Below are 15,459 nucleotides of genomic sequence, written 5' to 3' on the forward strand. Positions count from 1 at the left end.
TGGACCACCGTCCCAGCACGCGGCGAGGATGGCGGCCGTGACCCTCCGCAGCGCGCAGTGGTACTCCGGCGACGTCCGCAACGCCTACATCCACCGCGCCTGGATGCGCCGCGGGCTCCCGGACGACGCGTTCGGCCGCCCCCAGATCGCGATCGCGAACACCGCCTCCGACCTCGTCCCCTGCAACCGCCACCTCACCGAGGTCGCCGCCGCCGTGCGCGACGGCGTCCACGCCGCCGGCGGCACCCCGCTGGAGCTGCCGGTCTTCGGGCTGGGCGAGACGCAGGTGCGTCCCACGGCGATGCTCTGGCGCAACCTGGCCGCGATGCAGATGGAGGAGGCGTTCCGGGCCAACCCGGTCGACGGGCTGGTGCTGCTCGGCGGGTGCGACAAGACGATCCCGTCGCTGCTCATGGCCGCCGCCTCGGTCGACCTGCCCGCGGTCGTCGTCCCGGGCGGCCCCATGCTGACCGGCACCTTCCGTGGAGTGCCCCTGGGCTGCGGCACCGACGTGTTCCGGCTCTCCGAGGAGGTCCGCGCGGGCACGCTCTCGGCGGACGAGTTCGCGCGGTCGGAGTCGGCGATGATCCGCAGCCGCGGGCACTGCAACACGATGGGCACCGCCTCCACCATGGCGCTCGTCGCCGAGGCGCTGGGCACCGTCGTCCCCGGGGTCGCCGGCACCCCCGCCGCGGACAGCCGGCTGCTCGAGGCCGCGCACGGGACCGGTCGGCTGGTGGTGGAGATGGTGGCCGCCGACCGCCGGCCCTCGACGTTCCTCACCGCCGGGTCCTTCGCCAACGCGATCGTGGCGCTGGCCGCCATCGGCGGGTCCACCAACGCCGTCGTCCACCTGCTGGCCATCGCCGGCCGGCTGGGGATCGACCTCACGCTCGACGACTTCGACCGCATCGGCTCCGGCGTGCCGGTGCTGGTCGACCTGCTCCCGGCGGGGCGGTTCCTCATGGAGGACCTCCACCGCGCCGGCGGCCTGCCCGCCGTGCTGGGCCAGGTCCGCGACCTGCTCGACCCGACCGCGCTCACCGTCACCGGCACGCCGCTGGTCGACACCCTCGGCGACACCCCCATCTGGGACCCGGAGGTGATCCGGCTCCGCGGGGAACCGCTCCTCGAGCACGGGGGCATCGCCGTCCTGCGCGGGAACCTCGCGCCCTCCGGCGCCGTGGTCAAGCCGGCCGCGGCCTCGCCGCACCTCATGCGCCACCGCGGCCGGGCGGTGGTCTTCGACTCCATCGAGGACTTCTCCGCCCGCGTCGACGACCCCGACCTCGACGCCGACGCCGACTCCGTGCTCGTCCTGCGCGGCTGCGGCCCGAAGGGCTACCCCGGCATGCCCGAGGTCTCCAACATGCCGCTGCCGCGGAAGCTGCTGGAGCAGGGGGTGCGCGACATGGTGCGGGTGTGCGACGGCCGGATGAGCGGCACCGCCTACGGCACCGTCGTCCTGCACGTGGCGCCGGAGGCGGCCGCCGGCGGCCCGCTGGCCCTCGTGCGCACCGGCGACGTCATCAGCCTCGACGTCGCCGCCCGGCGGATCGACGTCGAGGTCCCGGACGACGAGCTGGCCGCCCGCGCTCCGGACGAGGCGACCGTCGCCGGCTTCGCCGACCCCCGGCGCGGCTGGGAGCGGCTCTACGTCGACCACGTGCTGCAGGCCGACACCGGCGCGGACCTGGACTTCCTCGTCGGCTCGAGCGGGTCGGCGGTGAGCCGCGAGTCGCACTGAGGGCGGTCAGCTGCCCACCCGGGTGACCACCGACGTGCCGAAGCGCTCCGCGGCCGCCCGCTTGTAGCCCGCCGGGAAGTCGGCCGACGCCCCGCGGTCGACCGCGGCGAGCCGCACCTGCGCGTCCGCGTCGCCGCGGGAGGCCGCGACGCACAGCTCGGGGGCGACGTTGGCGGCCGCCACCAGCGCGCCGGCGGCCCCGATCGCACCGCACATCCCGACCAGGGACGCCGCCCCGGTGTAGAGGTCCCCGGCGAACACCTCCCGCTCGTGCAGGAGCCGGCCGGCGTCCCCCGAGGAGTCCTTGAGCCCGGACACCGGCAGGTCGGGCAGCAGGTCGACGGGGATCCCGGGCGCGGAGGCTCCCGGGAAGTGGTACGCCAGCAGCGGCCCGGTGGCCGCCTCCACCACCGCTGCGTAGTACGGCCGCGGGTCGGGGACGCCGGCCGGCGAGAGCACCAGGACGGCGTCCGCGCCCGCGGCGGAGGCACGCCTCGTCAGCTCCGCCGCCTGCCGGCCGGTGGGCGCGCCGGTACCGGCGAGCACGGGGACCTCCGCGGGCACCGCCGCCCGCACCGCACCGACGAGCGCGTCCCGCTCCTCGGCGGTCAGGGCGGCCGCCTCCCCCGTCGTGCCGGCGACGAGCACGCAGCGCACGCCGAGGCCGGCCAGCCGGGCCGCGAGGTCGGCGGTGGCCGGCGCGTCCAGGGCGCCGTCCTCGCGGAAGAGGGTGACCAGGGCGACGCCGACACCCGTGAACAGCGGCATGCCCCCATCCTCTCCCCGGAGCCGTCGCACAGCGTCGACGCCGGGCCTCCGGTCCGTGCACTTCCGCGGAAGTGCCCGGGCCTGGGGACCGGTCAGTCGTCCTGCTGCGCGGCCGCCCGTCGTTCGGCGCCGGTCTCCTCCGCGTAACCGACGTCCTGCCCGGACACCCGCCCGACGAAGGTCCCCGTGTCGCCGGTCCCCGTCGTCGCGTCGGCGTCGGGGCCCTCGCCGCCGCCGACGCCCGTGGCCCGCGACAGCGCCTGCGCGTCGTCGCGGTCGACGTCGTCCTCTCCCGGTCGTGGATCTGGCACGTGCCGGGGATGCCCGTCCCCGGCGCCACCGACACGTCGGGCTCCCCGGAGGACGGGGAACCGGGCGGTCGCGGAACCCCCGGCGCAGCCCCTTTCCCCGGTGCGCACGTCCGTGGTGGACTGCGGCCCCGCCCTCCCGGCGGCGTCAGAGCGATCTGGAGGCAGCGATGTCCCTGGAGCAGGACGTGACGACGGCGCGCGGGGCGGTCGACGCCCCGGAACGGGCGTGCGCACCCGTGACGACGCGCCGGTGACCACCACCGCGCCCCGCGGGTCCGGGGCGGTGTCCGCCGGACGCGGCAGCGGGGGTCCGGCACCGCGGCGGGCGACGATCGCGGCGCGGACGCTGCGGACCGACCGCTGGTGGGTCCAGCCGCTGGTCACCGTCGTCGTCCTGCTGCTGTTCATCGCCTACTCGACGTTCCGCGCCTTCCAGAACGCCTACTACTCCGCCGAGCCCTACATCTCGCCGTTCTACTCGCCCTGCATCACCACGCGCTGCGAGGGCGACAGCTTCCCCGAGTTCTTCACCGGCCCGGCCTGGATCTCCCCCGCCATCTACATCCTCGTGCTGCCGCTGGGGATCCGGCTGACCTGCTACTACTACCGCAAGGCCTACTACCGGTCGTTCTGGCTGTCCCCGCCGGCCTGCGCGGTGGCCGAGCCGCACCGTCGCTACACCGGTGAGACCCGGTTCCCGCTCGTCGGGCAGAACGTCCACCGGTACTTCCTGTACGCGGCGCTGCTGTTCAACGTGATCCTCTTCTACGAGGCGGTCCGCGGGTTCCGGGACGAGACCGGCGAGTGGGGCCACATGGGCCTGGGCACGCTGATCCTGCTGGTCAACGCCGTGATGCTGTTCCTGTACTCGGTCTCCTGCCACTCCTGCCGGCACATCGTCGGCGGGCGGCTGAACTCCTTCTCGAAGCACCCGCTCCGCTACCGGGCCTGGACGCTGGTCTCCCGGCTCAACGCCCGGCACATGCAGTACGCGTGGATCTCGCTGTTCACGGTCGCGTTCGCCGACTTCTACGTCTTCCTCCTCGCCACCGGGACGATCACGGACCTGAGGTTCTTCTGATGGAGCTCGAGAAGCACGAGTACGACGTCGTCGTCGTCGGGGCGGGAGGTGCCGGCCTGCGGGCCGCGATCGAGGCCCACGAGAGCGGGGCGCGCACCGCCGTCGTCTGCAAGTCCCTGCTCGGCAAGGCGCACACGGTGATGGCCGAGGGCGGCATCGCCGCGGCGATGGCCAACCTCTACCCCGAGGACAACTGGCGGGTGCACTTCCGGGACACCATGCGCGGCGGGAAGATGCTCAACCACTGGCGCATGGCCCAGCTGCACGCCCAGGAGGCCCCCGACCGGGTCCGCGAGCTCGAGGACTGGGGCGCGCTGTTCGACCGGACGCCCGACGGGCTGATCAGCCAGCGCGACTTCGGCGGCCACCGGTACGCGCGGCTGGCCCACGTCGGTGACCGCACCGGCCTGGAGCTGATCCGCACCCTGCAGCAGCGCACGGTGGCGCTCGGCATCGACGTCTACATGGAGTGCACGGTCACCCGGCTGCTCACCGACGACGACGGCATCACCGGCGCGTTCGGCTACTGGCGGGAGTCCGGGCGGTTCGTGGCCTGGCAGGCGCCGTCGGTGGTGCTGGCCACCGGCGGGATCGGCAAGTCCTACAAGGTCACCTCGAACTCCTGGGAGTACACCGGCGACGGCCACTCCCTGGCCCTCCAGGCCGGCGCGACGCTGGTCAACATGGAGTTCGTCCAGTTCCACCCGACCGGGATGGTCTGGCCGCCGTCGGTGCGCGGCATCCTCGTGACCGAGAGCGTGCGCGGCGACGGCGGGGTCCTGCGGAACTCCGCCGGCAACCGCTTCATGTTCGACTACATCCCCGACTTCTTCCGCAAGGAGACGGCGGAGACCGAGGACGAGGCCGACCGCTGGTACGACGACAAGAAGAACAACCGGCGGCCACCGGAGCTGCTGCCCCGAGACGAGGTCGCCCGGGCGATCAACAGCGAGGTCAAGGCCGGACGCGGGACCCCGCACGGCGGCGTGTTCCTGGACATCGCCTCGCGCCGGTCGGCGGAGTACATCCGCAAGCGGCTGCCCTCGATGTACCACCAGTTCAAGGAGCTGGCCGAGGTCGACATCACCGCCGAGCCGATGGAGGTCGGACCCACCTGCCACTACGTGATGGGCGGGGTGGAGGTCGACCCCGACACCGAGGCCGCGCGGGTGCCGGGCCTGTTCGCCGCGGGCGAGGTGGCCGGCGGCATGCACGGGTCCAACCGGCTGGGCGGCAACTCGCTGTCGGACCTGCTCGTCTTCGGCCGGCGGGCCGGCCTGGCCGCGGCCGAGCACGCCGCCAAGCGCGAGCACACCCGCGGACTGCTGGCCGACGACGCGCTCGCCGACGCCGCCCGGGCGGCGCTGGCCCCCTTCGAGCGGGAGGGCGGCGAGAACCCGTACACCGTGCAGCACGACCTGCAGCAGACGATGCACGACCTGGTCGGGATCATCCGCACCGAACCGGAGATGCGGCAGGCGCTTGAGCGGATCGCCGCACTCCGCGAGCGGGTGGGGAACCTCTCCGTCGAGGGCCACCGGCAGTACAACCCCGGCTGGCACCTCGCCCTGGACCTGCCGCACATGCTGCTGGTGAGCGAGTGCATCGCCCGGGCGGCGCTGGAGCGGCAGGAGAGCCGCGGCGGGCACACCCGCGACGACTTCCCCGCCACCGACGCCGAGTGGGCGCGGACGAACCTCGTCTGCTCGCGCGCACCCGGCGGGAGCGTCGCGCTGACCCGCCAGCCGCTCCCGCAGATGCCGGCGGAGCTCGCCGAGATCTTCGAGGAGGGCTCGGCGTGACCTACGACGCGACGTTCCGGGTGTGGCGCGGGGACGCCTCGGGCGGTGACCTGCAGACATTCACCGTGCCGGTCAACGAGGGCGAGGTCGTGCTCGACGTCGTCCACCGCCTGCAGTCCACCCAGGCCGGCGACCTCGCCGTCCGGTGGAACTGCAAGGCCGGCAAGTGCGGCTCGTGCAGCGCGGAGATCAACGGCCGGCCGCGGCTGATGTGCATGACGCGCATGAGTTCGTTCGCCGAGGACGAGACGGTGACGCTCACCCCGCTGCGGACGTTCCCGGTCGTCCGCGACCTGGTCACCGACGTCTCCTACAACTACGAGAAGGCCGCGCAGATCCCCGCGTTCACCCCGCGGCCGCGCGATCCCGACGGCAACCACCGCATGCAGCAGGTCGACGTCGAGCGCTCGCAGGAGTTCCGCAAGTGCATCGAGTGCTACCTCTGCCAGGACACCTGCCACGTCATCCGCGACCACGAGGAGAACAAGCGCGCCTTCGCCGGCCCGCGGTTCCTCATCCGGCTGGCCGAGCTCGACATGCACCCGCTGGACACGACCGACCGGAGGAACGCCGCGCAGGAGGAGTTCGGCCTCGGCTACTGCAACATCACCAAGTGCTGCACCGAGGTGTGCCCGGAGGGCATCCACCTGACCGACAACGGCATCATCCCGCTCAAGGAGCGTGTGGTGGACCGCCGGTTCGACCCCCTCACCTGGCTCGGCTCGCGGATCGGCCGGCGGCCCCGGAGCTGACCCGGGCTCAGGGCTGCGGATCGGCGGCCGGGGGCTGGACGTCCTCGGCCGCGTCCACGATGTCCGGCGGTGCGTCCACCGGCTCGCCGGCCGCGGGCGGCTGGGGCTCGTCGTCGGGCGGCCTGGGGTCCTCGACCTGCGGGTGCGGGTCGTCGCCGCGGTCGCGCGCCCGGCCGGCCCCCGGCAGACCCGACACCACCTGGTGCAGGTCGTCGATGAGCTCGAGCAGCGCGTGCAGGTCCGTCGGCACCCGCCCCAGCTCGGCGGTGGTCGGCAGGTGCCCGGACTCCAGCCCGCGCAGCAGCCGCGGCACCTGGTCGGCGAGGGCGGCCAGGGCGGCGGCGCGGTCCTCGGTGAGCAGCGCGGGCAGCCGGTCGAGCAGCGTGCCCAGCGCGCGGGCGGCGTCGTCGGTGAGCTCGCGGTCGAGCCGGTCGAGCAGCCGGCGCACCCGCTCGTCGGCGGCGAGGTCGAGCAGCGCGCGGACCCGCTCGTCGGCCGCCAGCTCCAGGGCCTGCTCCACGCGGTCGCCGGTCAGGATGCCGAGGGTGCGGTCGACCCGGTGGTCGACGACGACGTCGAGCGCCCGCCCGATCCGCTCGTCCCCGGCGAGGTCGAGGGCCCGGCCGATCCGCTCGTCGGCGACCAGGTCGAGCAGCCGGCCGACCCGCTCGTCGGCGGCCAGGTGCAGGGCCACCCCGACCCGGTCGTCGGCGGCCAGCTCGAGGGCCCGCTCCGCGCGCCGGTCGGCCAGCAGGTCCAGCGCCCGCTGCAGGCGCGCGTCGGTCACCACGTCCAGCGCCCGGTCCAGGCGCTCGTCGCCGAGCAGGTCCAGCGCCCGGTCCAGCCGGGGCAGCAGGTCGGTGGCCAGGGCCCGGTCGAGCCCGTCGCCGAGCCGGTCCAGCCGTCCCGAGGACAGCAGGCCGTCGACGGCGTCGAGGGCGCGCGGCACGACGTCGGCCCGCGCGCGGAGGGTGTCCACCGTCCGGGTCAGCGCCTCGACGCGGTCGGGCGACAGGGCGGCGCCCAGCCGGTCGACCACCGCCCCCAGGGTGGCGGCCCGCTCCGGGGTGAGCGTCGCGGCGAGGCGCTGCACCAGCCCGGCGGCCGCCTCCACGGCCTCGGGACCCACCGCGGCCGCGCGGGCCACCGCGGGCCCGGCGCCGTCGAGCAGCGCGCGGGCGCGGCGGAGGACGTCGTCGGCCAGCGGCAGCAGCGTCTCGGCGCGGGGCAGCGCGCTGCTGAGGCTGCGGACGGAGTCGGCGAGCGTCCAGGGCAGGTCGAGGAGGTCCGAGGGACCGGGCAGGCGCACGAGCGTCGTCTACCCGCGCGGCGGGGCCTGACTCACCGGGCCGGGTCCGCCGGCCCGCGCAGCACCTCCGCCAGCGTGCGCGCCGGCCGGCCGAGCAGCTCGGGCACCGCCGGGGAGACGGTCGCGAGGTCCCCGGCGGCGATCGCGGTGTAGGTCGACACCCAGGCGTCGACCTGCCAGCCCGGCGCCCCGTACCGGGCCCGGGACGCGTAGGCCTCCGCCACCGTCTCGGCGTGGTAGCGGACCGGCCGGCCCGAGACCGCGGTGAGCGTCTCGGCGACCTCGGTCAGGGTGAGCGCCTCGGGGCCGGTGAGGTCGTGGGTCCGCCCGGCGTGCGCGGCCGGGTCGCGCAGCACCTCGACGGCGACGTCGGCGATGTCGTCCTGGGCCACCAGTGCCACCCGCCCCTCGCCGGCCGGACCGCGCAGGACGCCGTCCTCCCCCACCAGCGCCGGCGCGAAGTCGGCGTACAGGGAGTCGCGGAGGAACGTGGCCGGCAGGCCGCGGGCGCGCACGTGCTCCTCGGTGGCCCAGTGGTCGCGGGCCAGGGTGAAGGTGGCGTCCGGCGCCGCGCCGAGGAAGGACACGTAGACCAGGTGCTCCACCCCGGCGGCGACGGCGGCGTCGACGAAGGTGCGGTGCTGGTCGACCCGGTCAGGTGTCTCCGACGCCGACACCATGAACACCGTCGAGACGCCGGCCAGCGCCGCGCGCACGGCGTGGCCGTCGGCGTAGGGCGCGCGGACGGCGGTGGCGCCGGGCAGCCCGGGCGCGCGGGCGGGGTCGCGCACCAGCAGCCGCTGGTCGGTCCCGGCAGCGGCGAGCCGGCGGGCGACCCGCCCGCCGAGCTGTCCGGTGGCACCGGTGACGGCGAGGGTCATGGCAGCTCCTGACGGGTCGGGACCGGGTCTGCCCGACAACCACCGGACCCGGCACGGCCTTCCCCACACGGCCTTCCCCACACGGCCTTCCCCGCCACGGCGTCCCGCGCGCACCATGCCCGGGTGCACTACGCGCAGGCGCGACAGCTGTTCCTCACCCCGCCGGCGACCGAGCGCCCCGCCGCCGGGATCCCCGACACCCCCGGCCGCCGGCTGCGCGACGCCGCCGAGCCGATCGCGACCATCAGCTGGTGGGGCCGGCCGGTGAACGACCGGCTCGCCGCGCTGGGACCGGACTTCCTCACCGGGTACGTGTGGGGCCGCGCGTGGTCGGCGGCGATCGTGGCCGGCGGTGCCGCACCGCCGGACCCCTACGAGCGGATCAGCGGCTGACCGTCGGCCCTCCGGCCGACGGGTGGTCAGCGGGCCAGGCGGGCCTCGGCGGCGTCCCAGGCGGCGGCCGACCCCGAGGGCCGGTACTCCACCAGCGCCTGCGTGGCGCGCAGCAGCCGCCGCATCTCCCCCAGCCCGCCGCCGAGCGCGCCCAGCGCGCGGGCCTGCACCAGCGCGTTGCCCAGCGCGGCGGCCTCCACCGGGCCGGCGAGCACCGGCCGGCCGCAGGCGTCGGCGGTCAGCTGGCACAGCAGGGCGTTGCGCGCGCCCCCGCCGACCAGGTGGACGACGTCGACCTGGCGGCCGGACAGCTCGACGGCCGTGCGCACCGTGCGCCGGTAGGCCAGCGCGAGGCTGTCGACGATGCAGCGCACCGTCTCCACCTGGCTCTGCGGCGGCGTCTGCCCGGTCTCGGCGCAGGCCTGCGCGAGGCGGGCCGGCACGTCACCGGGCGGCAGGAAGCGCGGGTCGTCGACGTCGACCACGGCGGTGAAGGCCGGCACCCGGGCGGCCGCGGCGAGCAGGTCGGCCAGGTCGGCGGGCAGGCCGGCGGCGGTCCAGGTGCGCAGCGACTCCTGCAGCAGCCACAGGCCCATGACGTTGTGCAGGTAGCGGACCGTGCCGTCGACGCCGAGCTCGTTGGTGAACCCGGCCGCCCGGCTCGCCTCGGTGAGCACCGGCTCCTCCAGCTCCACGCCCACCAGCGACCACGTGCCGCAGGAGACGTAGGCGAACCGCTCGTCGCGGGCCGGGACGCCGACCACCGCCGAGGCGGTGTCGTGCGAGCCGACGGCGACCACCGGCACCTCGCCCAGGCCGGTCTCGCCGCGCACCTCGGCGGTGAGCCGGCCGATCTCCTCCCCGGGCTGCACGAGGCCGGCGAGCAGGTCGCGCGGCAGGTCCAGCCGGTCGAGCAGGCCGGTCGCCCACTGCCGCGTCGTCGCGTCGAGCAGCCCGGTGGTGGAGGCGTTGGTGACCTCCGCGACCCGCGCCCCGGTCAGCCAGTACGCGAGCAGGTCCGGGACGAGCAGCGCCTGCCGCGCCGCGGCGAACCGGGCCGTCCCCCGCAGCGCGGCCAGCTGGAACACCGTGTTGAACGGCAGGTGCTGCAGCCCGCTGACCCGGTACAGCTCCGCGGGCGGGACGGCGGCGTGCACCGCCGGCACCGCGGTCGCGTGCCGGGCGTCGCGGTAGTGCACCGGGTTGCCCAGCAGCGCGCCGTCGGCGTCGAGCAGGCCGACGTCGACCGCCCAGCTGTCGATGCCGATGCCGTCGACGCCGTCGGTCTCGCGGCCGGCGGCGCGCAGCCCGTCGAGGACCCCGGCGTACAGGCCGAGGACGTCCCAGTGCAGCGTCCCCGCCGTCCGCACCGGCCGGTTGGGGAACCGGTGCACCTCGGTGAGGTCCAGCCGCTCCGGGCCGACCCGCGCGGCCATCACCCGGCCGCTGGAGGCGCCCAGGTCGACGGCCGCGAGGGTCAGCTCGCGGGTCACCGGAGGAAGGCCGCGGCGACCCCGGAGTCGACCGGGACGTGCAGGCCGGTGGTCCGGGTCAGCTCCCCGCCGGTGAGCGCGAAGACGGCGTCGGCGACGTGCTCGGGCAGCACCTCGCGCTTGAGGAGTGTGCGCTGCGCGTAGAACTCGCCGAGCTCCTCCTCCTTGACCCCGTAGACCGCGGCGCGGGATGCGCCCCAGCCGCCGGCGAAGATGCCCGACCCGCGGACGACGCCGTCGGGGTTGATGCCGTTGACCCGGATCTGGTGCGGCCCGAGCTCGGCGGCCAGCAGCCGCACCTGGTGCGCCTGGTCGGCCTTGGTCGCGCCGTAGGCGATGTTGTTCGGCCCGGCGAACAGCGAGTTCTTGCTGGAGATGTAGACGACGTCGCCGCCCATCCCCTGCTCGATCATGATCCGGGCGGCCTCGCGGGAGACGAGGAAGCTGCCCTTCGCCATGACGTCGTGCTGCAGGTCCCAGTCCTGCTCGGTGGTCTCCAGCAGCGGCTTGGAGATCGACAGGCCCGCGTTGTTGACCACCAGGTCCACGCCGCCGAAGGCCAGGCAGGCCTCGCGGAAGGCGGCGGCCACCGCCTCGGCGTCGCTGACGTCGGCGGCCACGCCGATGGCGACGTCGGCGCCGCCGATGCCGGCCGCGGCGTCGGTCGCCTTGGCCGGGTCGAGGTCGGCGACGACGACGCAGGCGCCCTCGGCGGCCAGCCGCTCGGCGATGGCCTTGCCGATGCCGCTCGCCGCGCCGGTCACCAGCGCGACCCGCGACGCCAGCGGCTTGGGCTTCGGCATCCGCTGGAGCTTGGCCTCCTCCAGCGCCCAGTACTCGATGCGGAACTTCTCGCTCTCGTCGATCGGCGCGTAGGTGCTCACCGACTCGGCGCCGCGCATCACGTTGATCGCGTTGACGTAGAACTCGCCGGCCACGCGGGCGGTCTGCTTGTTCGCGCCGAAGCTGAACATGCCCACGCCGGGCACCAGCACGATCGCCGGGTCGGCGCCGCGTATCGCCGGCGAGTCCGGAGTCGCGTGCCGCTCGTAGTAGGCGGCGTACTCGGCGCGGTACTCCTCGTGCAGCTCGCGCAGCCGCGCGACGACGTCCTCCAGCGGCGCGGTACCCGGCAGGTCCACGACCAGCGGCCGCACCTTGGTGCGCAGGAAGTGGTCGGGGCAGGAGGTGCCCAGCGCGGCCAGGCGCGGCAGCTCCTCCCGGGCGAGGAAGTCCAGGACGACGTCGGAGTCGGTGAAGTGACCGACCTGCGGCCGGTCGGTGCTCGCCAGCCCGCGGACGACCGGCGCGAGCGCGGCGGCCCGGTGCCGGCGCTCGGCCTCGGGCAGCGCCTCGTGGCCGGGGACGACGGCGCCGAACGGCTCGGGCTTCCCGCGCTCGGCGAGGAACCGTTCGGCGGTGCGGATGATCTCGAGGCTGTGGGCCTCGGCCTCCTCGCTGGTGGCGCCCCAGGCGGTGATGCCGTGGCCGCCGAGGACGCAGCCGATCGCCTGGGGGTTCTTGTCCTTGATCGCGGCGATGTCGAGGCCGAGCTGGAAGCCGGGACGGCGCCACGGCACCCAGACGACGCGGTCGCCGAAGCACTCGCGGGTCAGCGCCTCGCCGTCGGCGGCCGTGGCCAGGGCGATGCCGGAGTCGGGGTGCAGGTGGTCGACGTGCGCGGCGTCGACCAGCCCGTGCATGGCGGTGTCGATCGACGGCGCCGCGCCGCCGCGGCCGTGCAGGCAGAAGTCGAACGCGGCGACCATCTCGTCCTCGCGCTCGACGCCCGGGTAGACGTCGACCAGGGAGCGCAGCCGGTCCAGCCGCAGCACGGCCAGGCCCGGCTCGGTCAGCGTGCCGAGGTCCCCGCCGGAGCCCTTGACCCACAGCAGCTCGACCGGCCGGTCGGTGACCGGGTCGGTGTCGGTGCCCTTGGCGGAGGTGTTGCCGCCGGCGTAGTTGGTGTTGCGCGGGTCGGCGCCCAGCCGGTTGCTGCGCGCGATCAGGTCACTGACCACGGGGTTGGTCACGGGAGCGGTTCCTTCCGGTCGGTGTGTCCGGGGGGAGGGGCGTGCACTTCCGCGGAAGTGCACGGAGAACGGGAGGGACCCGCTGCGGTGGGGGTCCGGAGAGGTGAGGTGCTGGAACGGCCCTCCTGCAGGGGCCCGCGCCGAGCCTGCGAGGCGTGGGGGGCAGGAGGGTCCTTCCTCAGGCGCCCCAGGAGGCTTGGGTGCCACCGACGCGCTCGCGGGCGATGCGCTCGGCGTGGCCCGACCGGGCGTAGGCGGCGTAGGGGTCGGGGTCGAGGCCCTTGCTCTCGCGCAGCTCGGCGAGCAGCGGGCGGACGTCGGTGGAGAAGGCGTCGGTCAGCGCGCCGTGCGCGGCGAGCACGTCACCGGAGGACTGCGCGGCGGCCAGCGCCTCGCGGTCGACCAGCAGCGCCTTCGCCGTCGCCTCCTGCACGTTCTGCACCGAGCGGATCTGGCCGGGGATCTTCGGCTCGATGTTGTGGCACTGGTCGAGCATGAAGTTCACGCCCGCGCCGGTCAGCGCGTCGGCGGCGACGATCTCGTTCATGATCCGGAACAGCTGGAACGGGTCGGCCGAGCCGACGATGAGGTCGTCGTCGCCGTAGTAGCGGGAGTTGAAGTCGAACGCGCCCAGCCGGCCCACCCGCAGCAGCTGCATGACGATGAACTCGATGTTGGTGCCCGGCGCGTGGTGGCCGGTGTCGAGGACGACGGTCGCCTGCTCGCCGAGTGCGAGGCAGTGCAGCAGCGAGGTGCCCCAGTCGGGGATGTCCATCGCGTAGAAGTAGGGCTCGTAGAACTTGTACTCCAGCAGCAGCCGCATGCCCGGGTCGAGCAGGGCGTAGACCTGCTGCAGGGAGTCGGCGAGCCGGTCCTGCCGGCCGCGCAGGTCGTCCTGGCCGGCGTAGTTGGTGCCGTCGGGCAGCCACAGCTTCAGGTCGGTCGAGCCGGTGGCGCGCATGACGTCGACGCACCGCGCGTGGTGGGCGATCGCCTTGTCCCGCACCGCCTCGTCGGGGTGGGTCAGCGAGCCGAGCCGGTAGTCGTCGTCCTGGAACAGGTTGGAGTTGATCGCGCCGATCGAGACGCCGAGGTCGGCGGCGTGCGCGGCGAGCTTGGCGAAGTCGTCGACGAGGTCCCACGGGACGTGCAGCGACACCCGCGGCGCGGCGCCGGTGTAGCGGTGCACCTGCGCGGCGTCCTCGATCTTCTCGAACGGGTCCCGCGCGACGCCCGGCTGGCCGAAGACCTTGAACCGGGTGCCGGAGTTGCCGAACGCCCAGGAGGGCAGCTCGATGGTCTGCTCGGCCAGCGCGGCGAGGGCACGGGCCCGGAGGTCGGTGGTCACGAGGGGTCTCCCGATGGTGCGGTGGTGGTCTCCCCGATCGCCGTCAGCTGGGCGTCGAGGTCGAAGACGAGGGGCAGCTCGGCCTTGCCCGAGCCGTCGCCGGTGACGAAGAAGGGCGCCATCTCGGCCTCCCAGCGGGCGCTCACCTCGGTGGCGTCCACGGCGGCCTGGGCGGCGGTGAGGTCGTCGGTCTCCACGACGCCGACGAGCAGGCCGTCGTCGCGGAGGTAGAGCCGGTAGTCCCGCCAGCCGGCGTCGCGCAGCGCGCGCAGCATCTCCGGCCAGACGGCCGCGTGCCGCTCGCGGTACTCGGCCAGCCGGTCGGGGCGGACCTGGAGGGTGAAGCAGGCGCGGGGCACGCGGGTCTCCTCGGGGGTTCCCCGCCGCCGCCGGCCGGGCGGCCGGCGGCGGCGGGAGGACGACTCAGAAGTCGAAGTCGTCGATGTTGTCGGCGGTGAAGACGGTGGGCTCGCCGAGGACGACGACGCCGTCCGCGCCGACCTCGTACTCGCCGAGGTCACCGGCCTCGAAGGACTCGCCCTCCTCGCCGGTGATCTGGCCGGCGGCCAGCGCGGCGCCGGCGTAGGCGGCGAGGTAGCCGAGGTCCTCGGGGTTCCACAGCGCGAAGGCGGTGACGGTGCCGTCCTGGACGAACTCGCGCATCTGGTTCGGGGTGCCGAGGCCGGTCAGCGCGACCCGGCCCTTGTACTCCGAGCCGGACAGGTAGCGCGCGGCGGCCGAGATGCCGACGGTGGTCGGCGAGATGATGCCCTTGAGCTCGGGGTAGGTCTGCAGCAGGCCCTGGGTCTCCTGGAAGGACTTCTCGTCCTCGTCGTCGCCGTAGACCGTGGTCACGATCTCCATGTCCGGGTACTCCTGCGCGGCGTACTCGGTCATGAGCTCGATCCAGGTGTTCTGGTTCGTGGCGTTCGCCGTCGCCGACAGGATCGCCACCTGACCGCTGCCGCCGATCTGCTCGGCCATGAGGTCGACCTGCGTCTGCGCGATGCCGTCGGCCGTGGCCTGGTTGATGAACAGGTCGCGGCACTCCGGGTCGGTGTCGGAGTCGAAGGTGACGACGCTGGCGCCGCCGCTGCGCGCCTGGTCGAGCGCCCCGCAGATGGCGTTGGGGTCGTTGGCCGAGGTGAGGATGACGTCGGCGCCCTGCTGGGTCAGCGTGTTGATGTAGCTGACCTGCGAGGAGGCGCTCGCCTCCGACGGGCCGACCTGGCTGAACTCGCCGTCGATCTCGCCGACGGCGCGCTCGGAGCCGGCGGCGGCGACGTCGAAGTAGGGGTTGTTGAGCTGCTTGGGCAGGAAGGCGACCGCGAGGTCGGCGGGGATCTCGGCGTCCGGGTCCGCGGAGGCGCCGGCGGCGTCGTTGCCGCCGCTGCTCCCCTCGTCCTCGCCGCGGGTGGTGCCGCCGCAGGCGGCGGTGGTGAGCACCATGGCGGCCACGGCCAGGCCGGTCAGGCCTCCGCGCACGCGGCGGCTGGTCAGGAACAGCGACATCGGGTCCCTCTCTTCGGGTGGGTGAGGTG

At 74.7% G+C, this 15,459-nt stretch carries 14 protein-coding genes; 5 read left to right on the forward strand and 9 right to left on the reverse strand.

The annotated features are described in order from the left end of the window. Positions 1-28: 28 nt before the first annotated feature. Entirely contained in the window at positions 29-1,747 is a 1,719-nt protein-coding gene (locus CHC04_RS07330; RefSeq protein ID WP_217897216.1) for a dihydroxy-acid dehydratase, read from the forward strand. Positions 1,748-1,753: 6 nt separating this feature from the next. On the opposite strand, the gene CHC04_RS07335 is transcribed toward CHC04_RS07330, so the two are convergent. Together CHC04_RS07335 and CHC04_RS07340 are read right to left on the reverse strand one after the other, a co-directional pair. Further along, positions 1,754-2,515 (reverse strand): dihydrodipicolinate synthase family protein, encoded by a 762-nt coding sequence (locus CHC04_RS07335; RefSeq protein ID WP_089403183.1) that lies wholly within the window; start codon positions 2,513-2,515, stop codon positions 1,754-1,756. Between the two features lie 92 nt (positions 2,516-2,607). Next, the gene (locus CHC04_RS07340; protein ID WP_089403184.1) at positions 2,608-2,826 is read right to left on the reverse strand and encodes a hypothetical protein; all 219 of its coding nucleotides are present in this window, start codon (positions 2,824-2,826) and stop codon (positions 2,608-2,610) included. Positions 2,827-3,076: 250 nt separating this feature from the next. Between CHC04_RS07340 and CHC04_RS07345 the strand changes: the two genes are divergently transcribed. From CHC04_RS07345 to CHC04_RS07355, 3 genes are read left to right on the forward strand one after another with little or no spacing between them, the layout of a single operon-like run. Continuing rightward, the gene (locus CHC04_RS07345; protein WP_089403411.1) at positions 3,077-3,907 is read left to right on the forward strand and encodes a hypothetical protein; all 831 of its coding nucleotides are present in this window, start codon (positions 3,077-3,079) and stop codon (positions 3,905-3,907) included. After that, on the forward strand, positions 3,907-5,709 hold the full coding sequence (locus CHC04_RS07350) for a fumarate reductase/succinate dehydrogenase flavoprotein subunit (protein WP_176449858.1): 1,803 nt from the start codon (positions 3,907-3,909) through the stop codon (positions 5,707-5,709). The genes CHC04_RS07345 and CHC04_RS07350 overlap by 1 nt, the downstream gene beginning before the upstream one ends. Beyond that, a complete protein-coding gene (locus tag CHC04_RS07355) occupies positions 5,706-6,461 on the forward strand; it encodes a succinate dehydrogenase/fumarate reductase iron-sulfur subunit (RefSeq protein ID WP_089403185.1) in 756 nt (251 codons plus the stop codon). The genes CHC04_RS07350 and CHC04_RS07355 overlap by 4 nt, the downstream gene beginning before the upstream one ends. A 7-nt stretch (positions 6,462-6,468) precedes the next feature. On the opposite strand, the gene CHC04_RS07360 is transcribed toward CHC04_RS07355, so the two are convergent. After that, positions 6,469-7,770 carry a hypothetical protein gene (locus tag CHC04_RS07360; RefSeq protein ID WP_089403186.1) on the reverse strand — a complete coding sequence of 434 codons (1,302 nt, stop codon included), beginning with the start codon at positions 7,768-7,770 and terminating at the stop codon, positions 6,469-6,471. Between the two features lie 32 nt (positions 7,771-7,802). Continuing rightward, positions 7,803-8,651 carry an SDR family oxidoreductase gene (locus CHC04_RS07365; RefSeq protein WP_089403187.1) on the reverse strand — a complete coding sequence of 283 codons (849 nt, stop codon included), beginning with the start codon at positions 8,649-8,651 and terminating at the stop codon, positions 7,803-7,805. 123 nt (positions 8,652-8,774) lie between these two features. Here CHC04_RS07365 and CHC04_RS07370 point away from each other — a divergent pair, with 123 nt between their 5' ends. Next, positions 8,775-9,044: a hypothetical protein gene (locus CHC04_RS07370; RefSeq protein ID WP_089403188.1), complete on the forward strand. Its 270-nt coding sequence runs from the start codon at positions 8,775-8,777 to the stop codon at positions 9,042-9,044. A 26-nt stretch (positions 9,045-9,070) separates the two neighbouring features. Here the strand turns inward: CHC04_RS07370 and CHC04_RS07375 are convergent, their stop codons facing one another. The 5 genes from CHC04_RS07375 to rhaS form a co-directional block, all read right to left on the reverse strand. Then, entirely contained in the window at positions 9,071-10,537 is a 1,467-nt protein-coding gene (locus CHC04_RS07375; protein ID WP_245817043.1) for a rhamnulokinase, read from the reverse strand. After that, positions 10,534-12,570, reverse strand: coding sequence for a bifunctional aldolase/short-chain dehydrogenase (locus CHC04_RS07380; RefSeq protein WP_089403189.1), 2,037 nt, complete (start codon positions 12,568-12,570; stop codon positions 10,534-10,536). Before CHC04_RS07380 ends, CHC04_RS07375 begins: the two co-directional genes overlap by 4 nt. 178 nt (positions 12,571-12,748) lie before the next feature. Next, the gene (rhaI, locus tag CHC04_RS07385) at positions 12,749-13,918 is read right to left on the reverse strand and encodes an L-rhamnose isomerase (protein ID WP_089403190.1); all 1,170 of its coding nucleotides are present in this window, start codon (positions 13,916-13,918) and stop codon (positions 12,749-12,751) included. Further along, positions 13,915-14,277 carry an L-rhamnose mutarotase gene (locus tag CHC04_RS07390; RefSeq protein ID WP_089403191.1) on the reverse strand — a complete coding sequence of 121 codons (363 nt, stop codon included), beginning with the start codon at positions 14,275-14,277 and terminating at the stop codon, positions 13,915-13,917. The genes rhaI and CHC04_RS07390 overlap by 4 nt, the downstream gene beginning before the upstream one ends. A 64-nt stretch (positions 14,278-14,341) precedes the next feature. Further along, a complete protein-coding gene (gene rhaS / locus CHC04_RS07395) occupies positions 14,342-15,430 on the reverse strand; it encodes a rhamnose ABC transporter substrate-binding protein (RefSeq protein WP_089403192.1) in 1,089 nt (362 codons plus the stop codon). Positions 15,431-15,459 lie beyond the last annotated feature (29 nt).

Source organism: Geodermatophilus saharensis (assembly GCF_900188205.1).
Classification (GTDB): Bacteria; Actinomycetota; Actinomycetes; order Mycobacteriales; family Geodermatophilaceae; genus Geodermatophilus; species Geodermatophilus saharensis.

What these genes read in the sequence shown, in the direction of transcription:
- CHC04_RS07330 (WP_217897216.1), top strand. Translation starts at nt 29, where the DNA reads ATGGCGGCCGTGACCCTCCGCAGCGCGCAGTGGTACTCCGGCGACGTC.
- CHC04_RS07335 (WP_089403183.1), bottom strand. Translation starts at nt 2,515, where the DNA reads ATGCCGCTGTTCACGGGTGTCGGCGTCGCCCTGGTCACCCTCTTCCGC.
- CHC04_RS07350 (WP_176449858.1), top strand. Translation starts at nt 3,907, where the DNA reads ATGGAGCTCGAGAAGCACGAGTACGACGTCGTCGTCGTCGGGGCGGGA.
- CHC04_RS07365 (WP_089403187.1), bottom strand. Translation starts at nt 8,651, where the DNA reads ATGACCCTCGCCGTCACCGGTGCCACCGGACAGCTCGGCGGGCGGGTC.
- rhaS (WP_089403192.1), bottom strand. Translation starts at nt 15,430, where the DNA reads ATGTCGCTGTTCCTGACCAGCCGCCGCGTGCGCGGAGGCCTGACCGGC.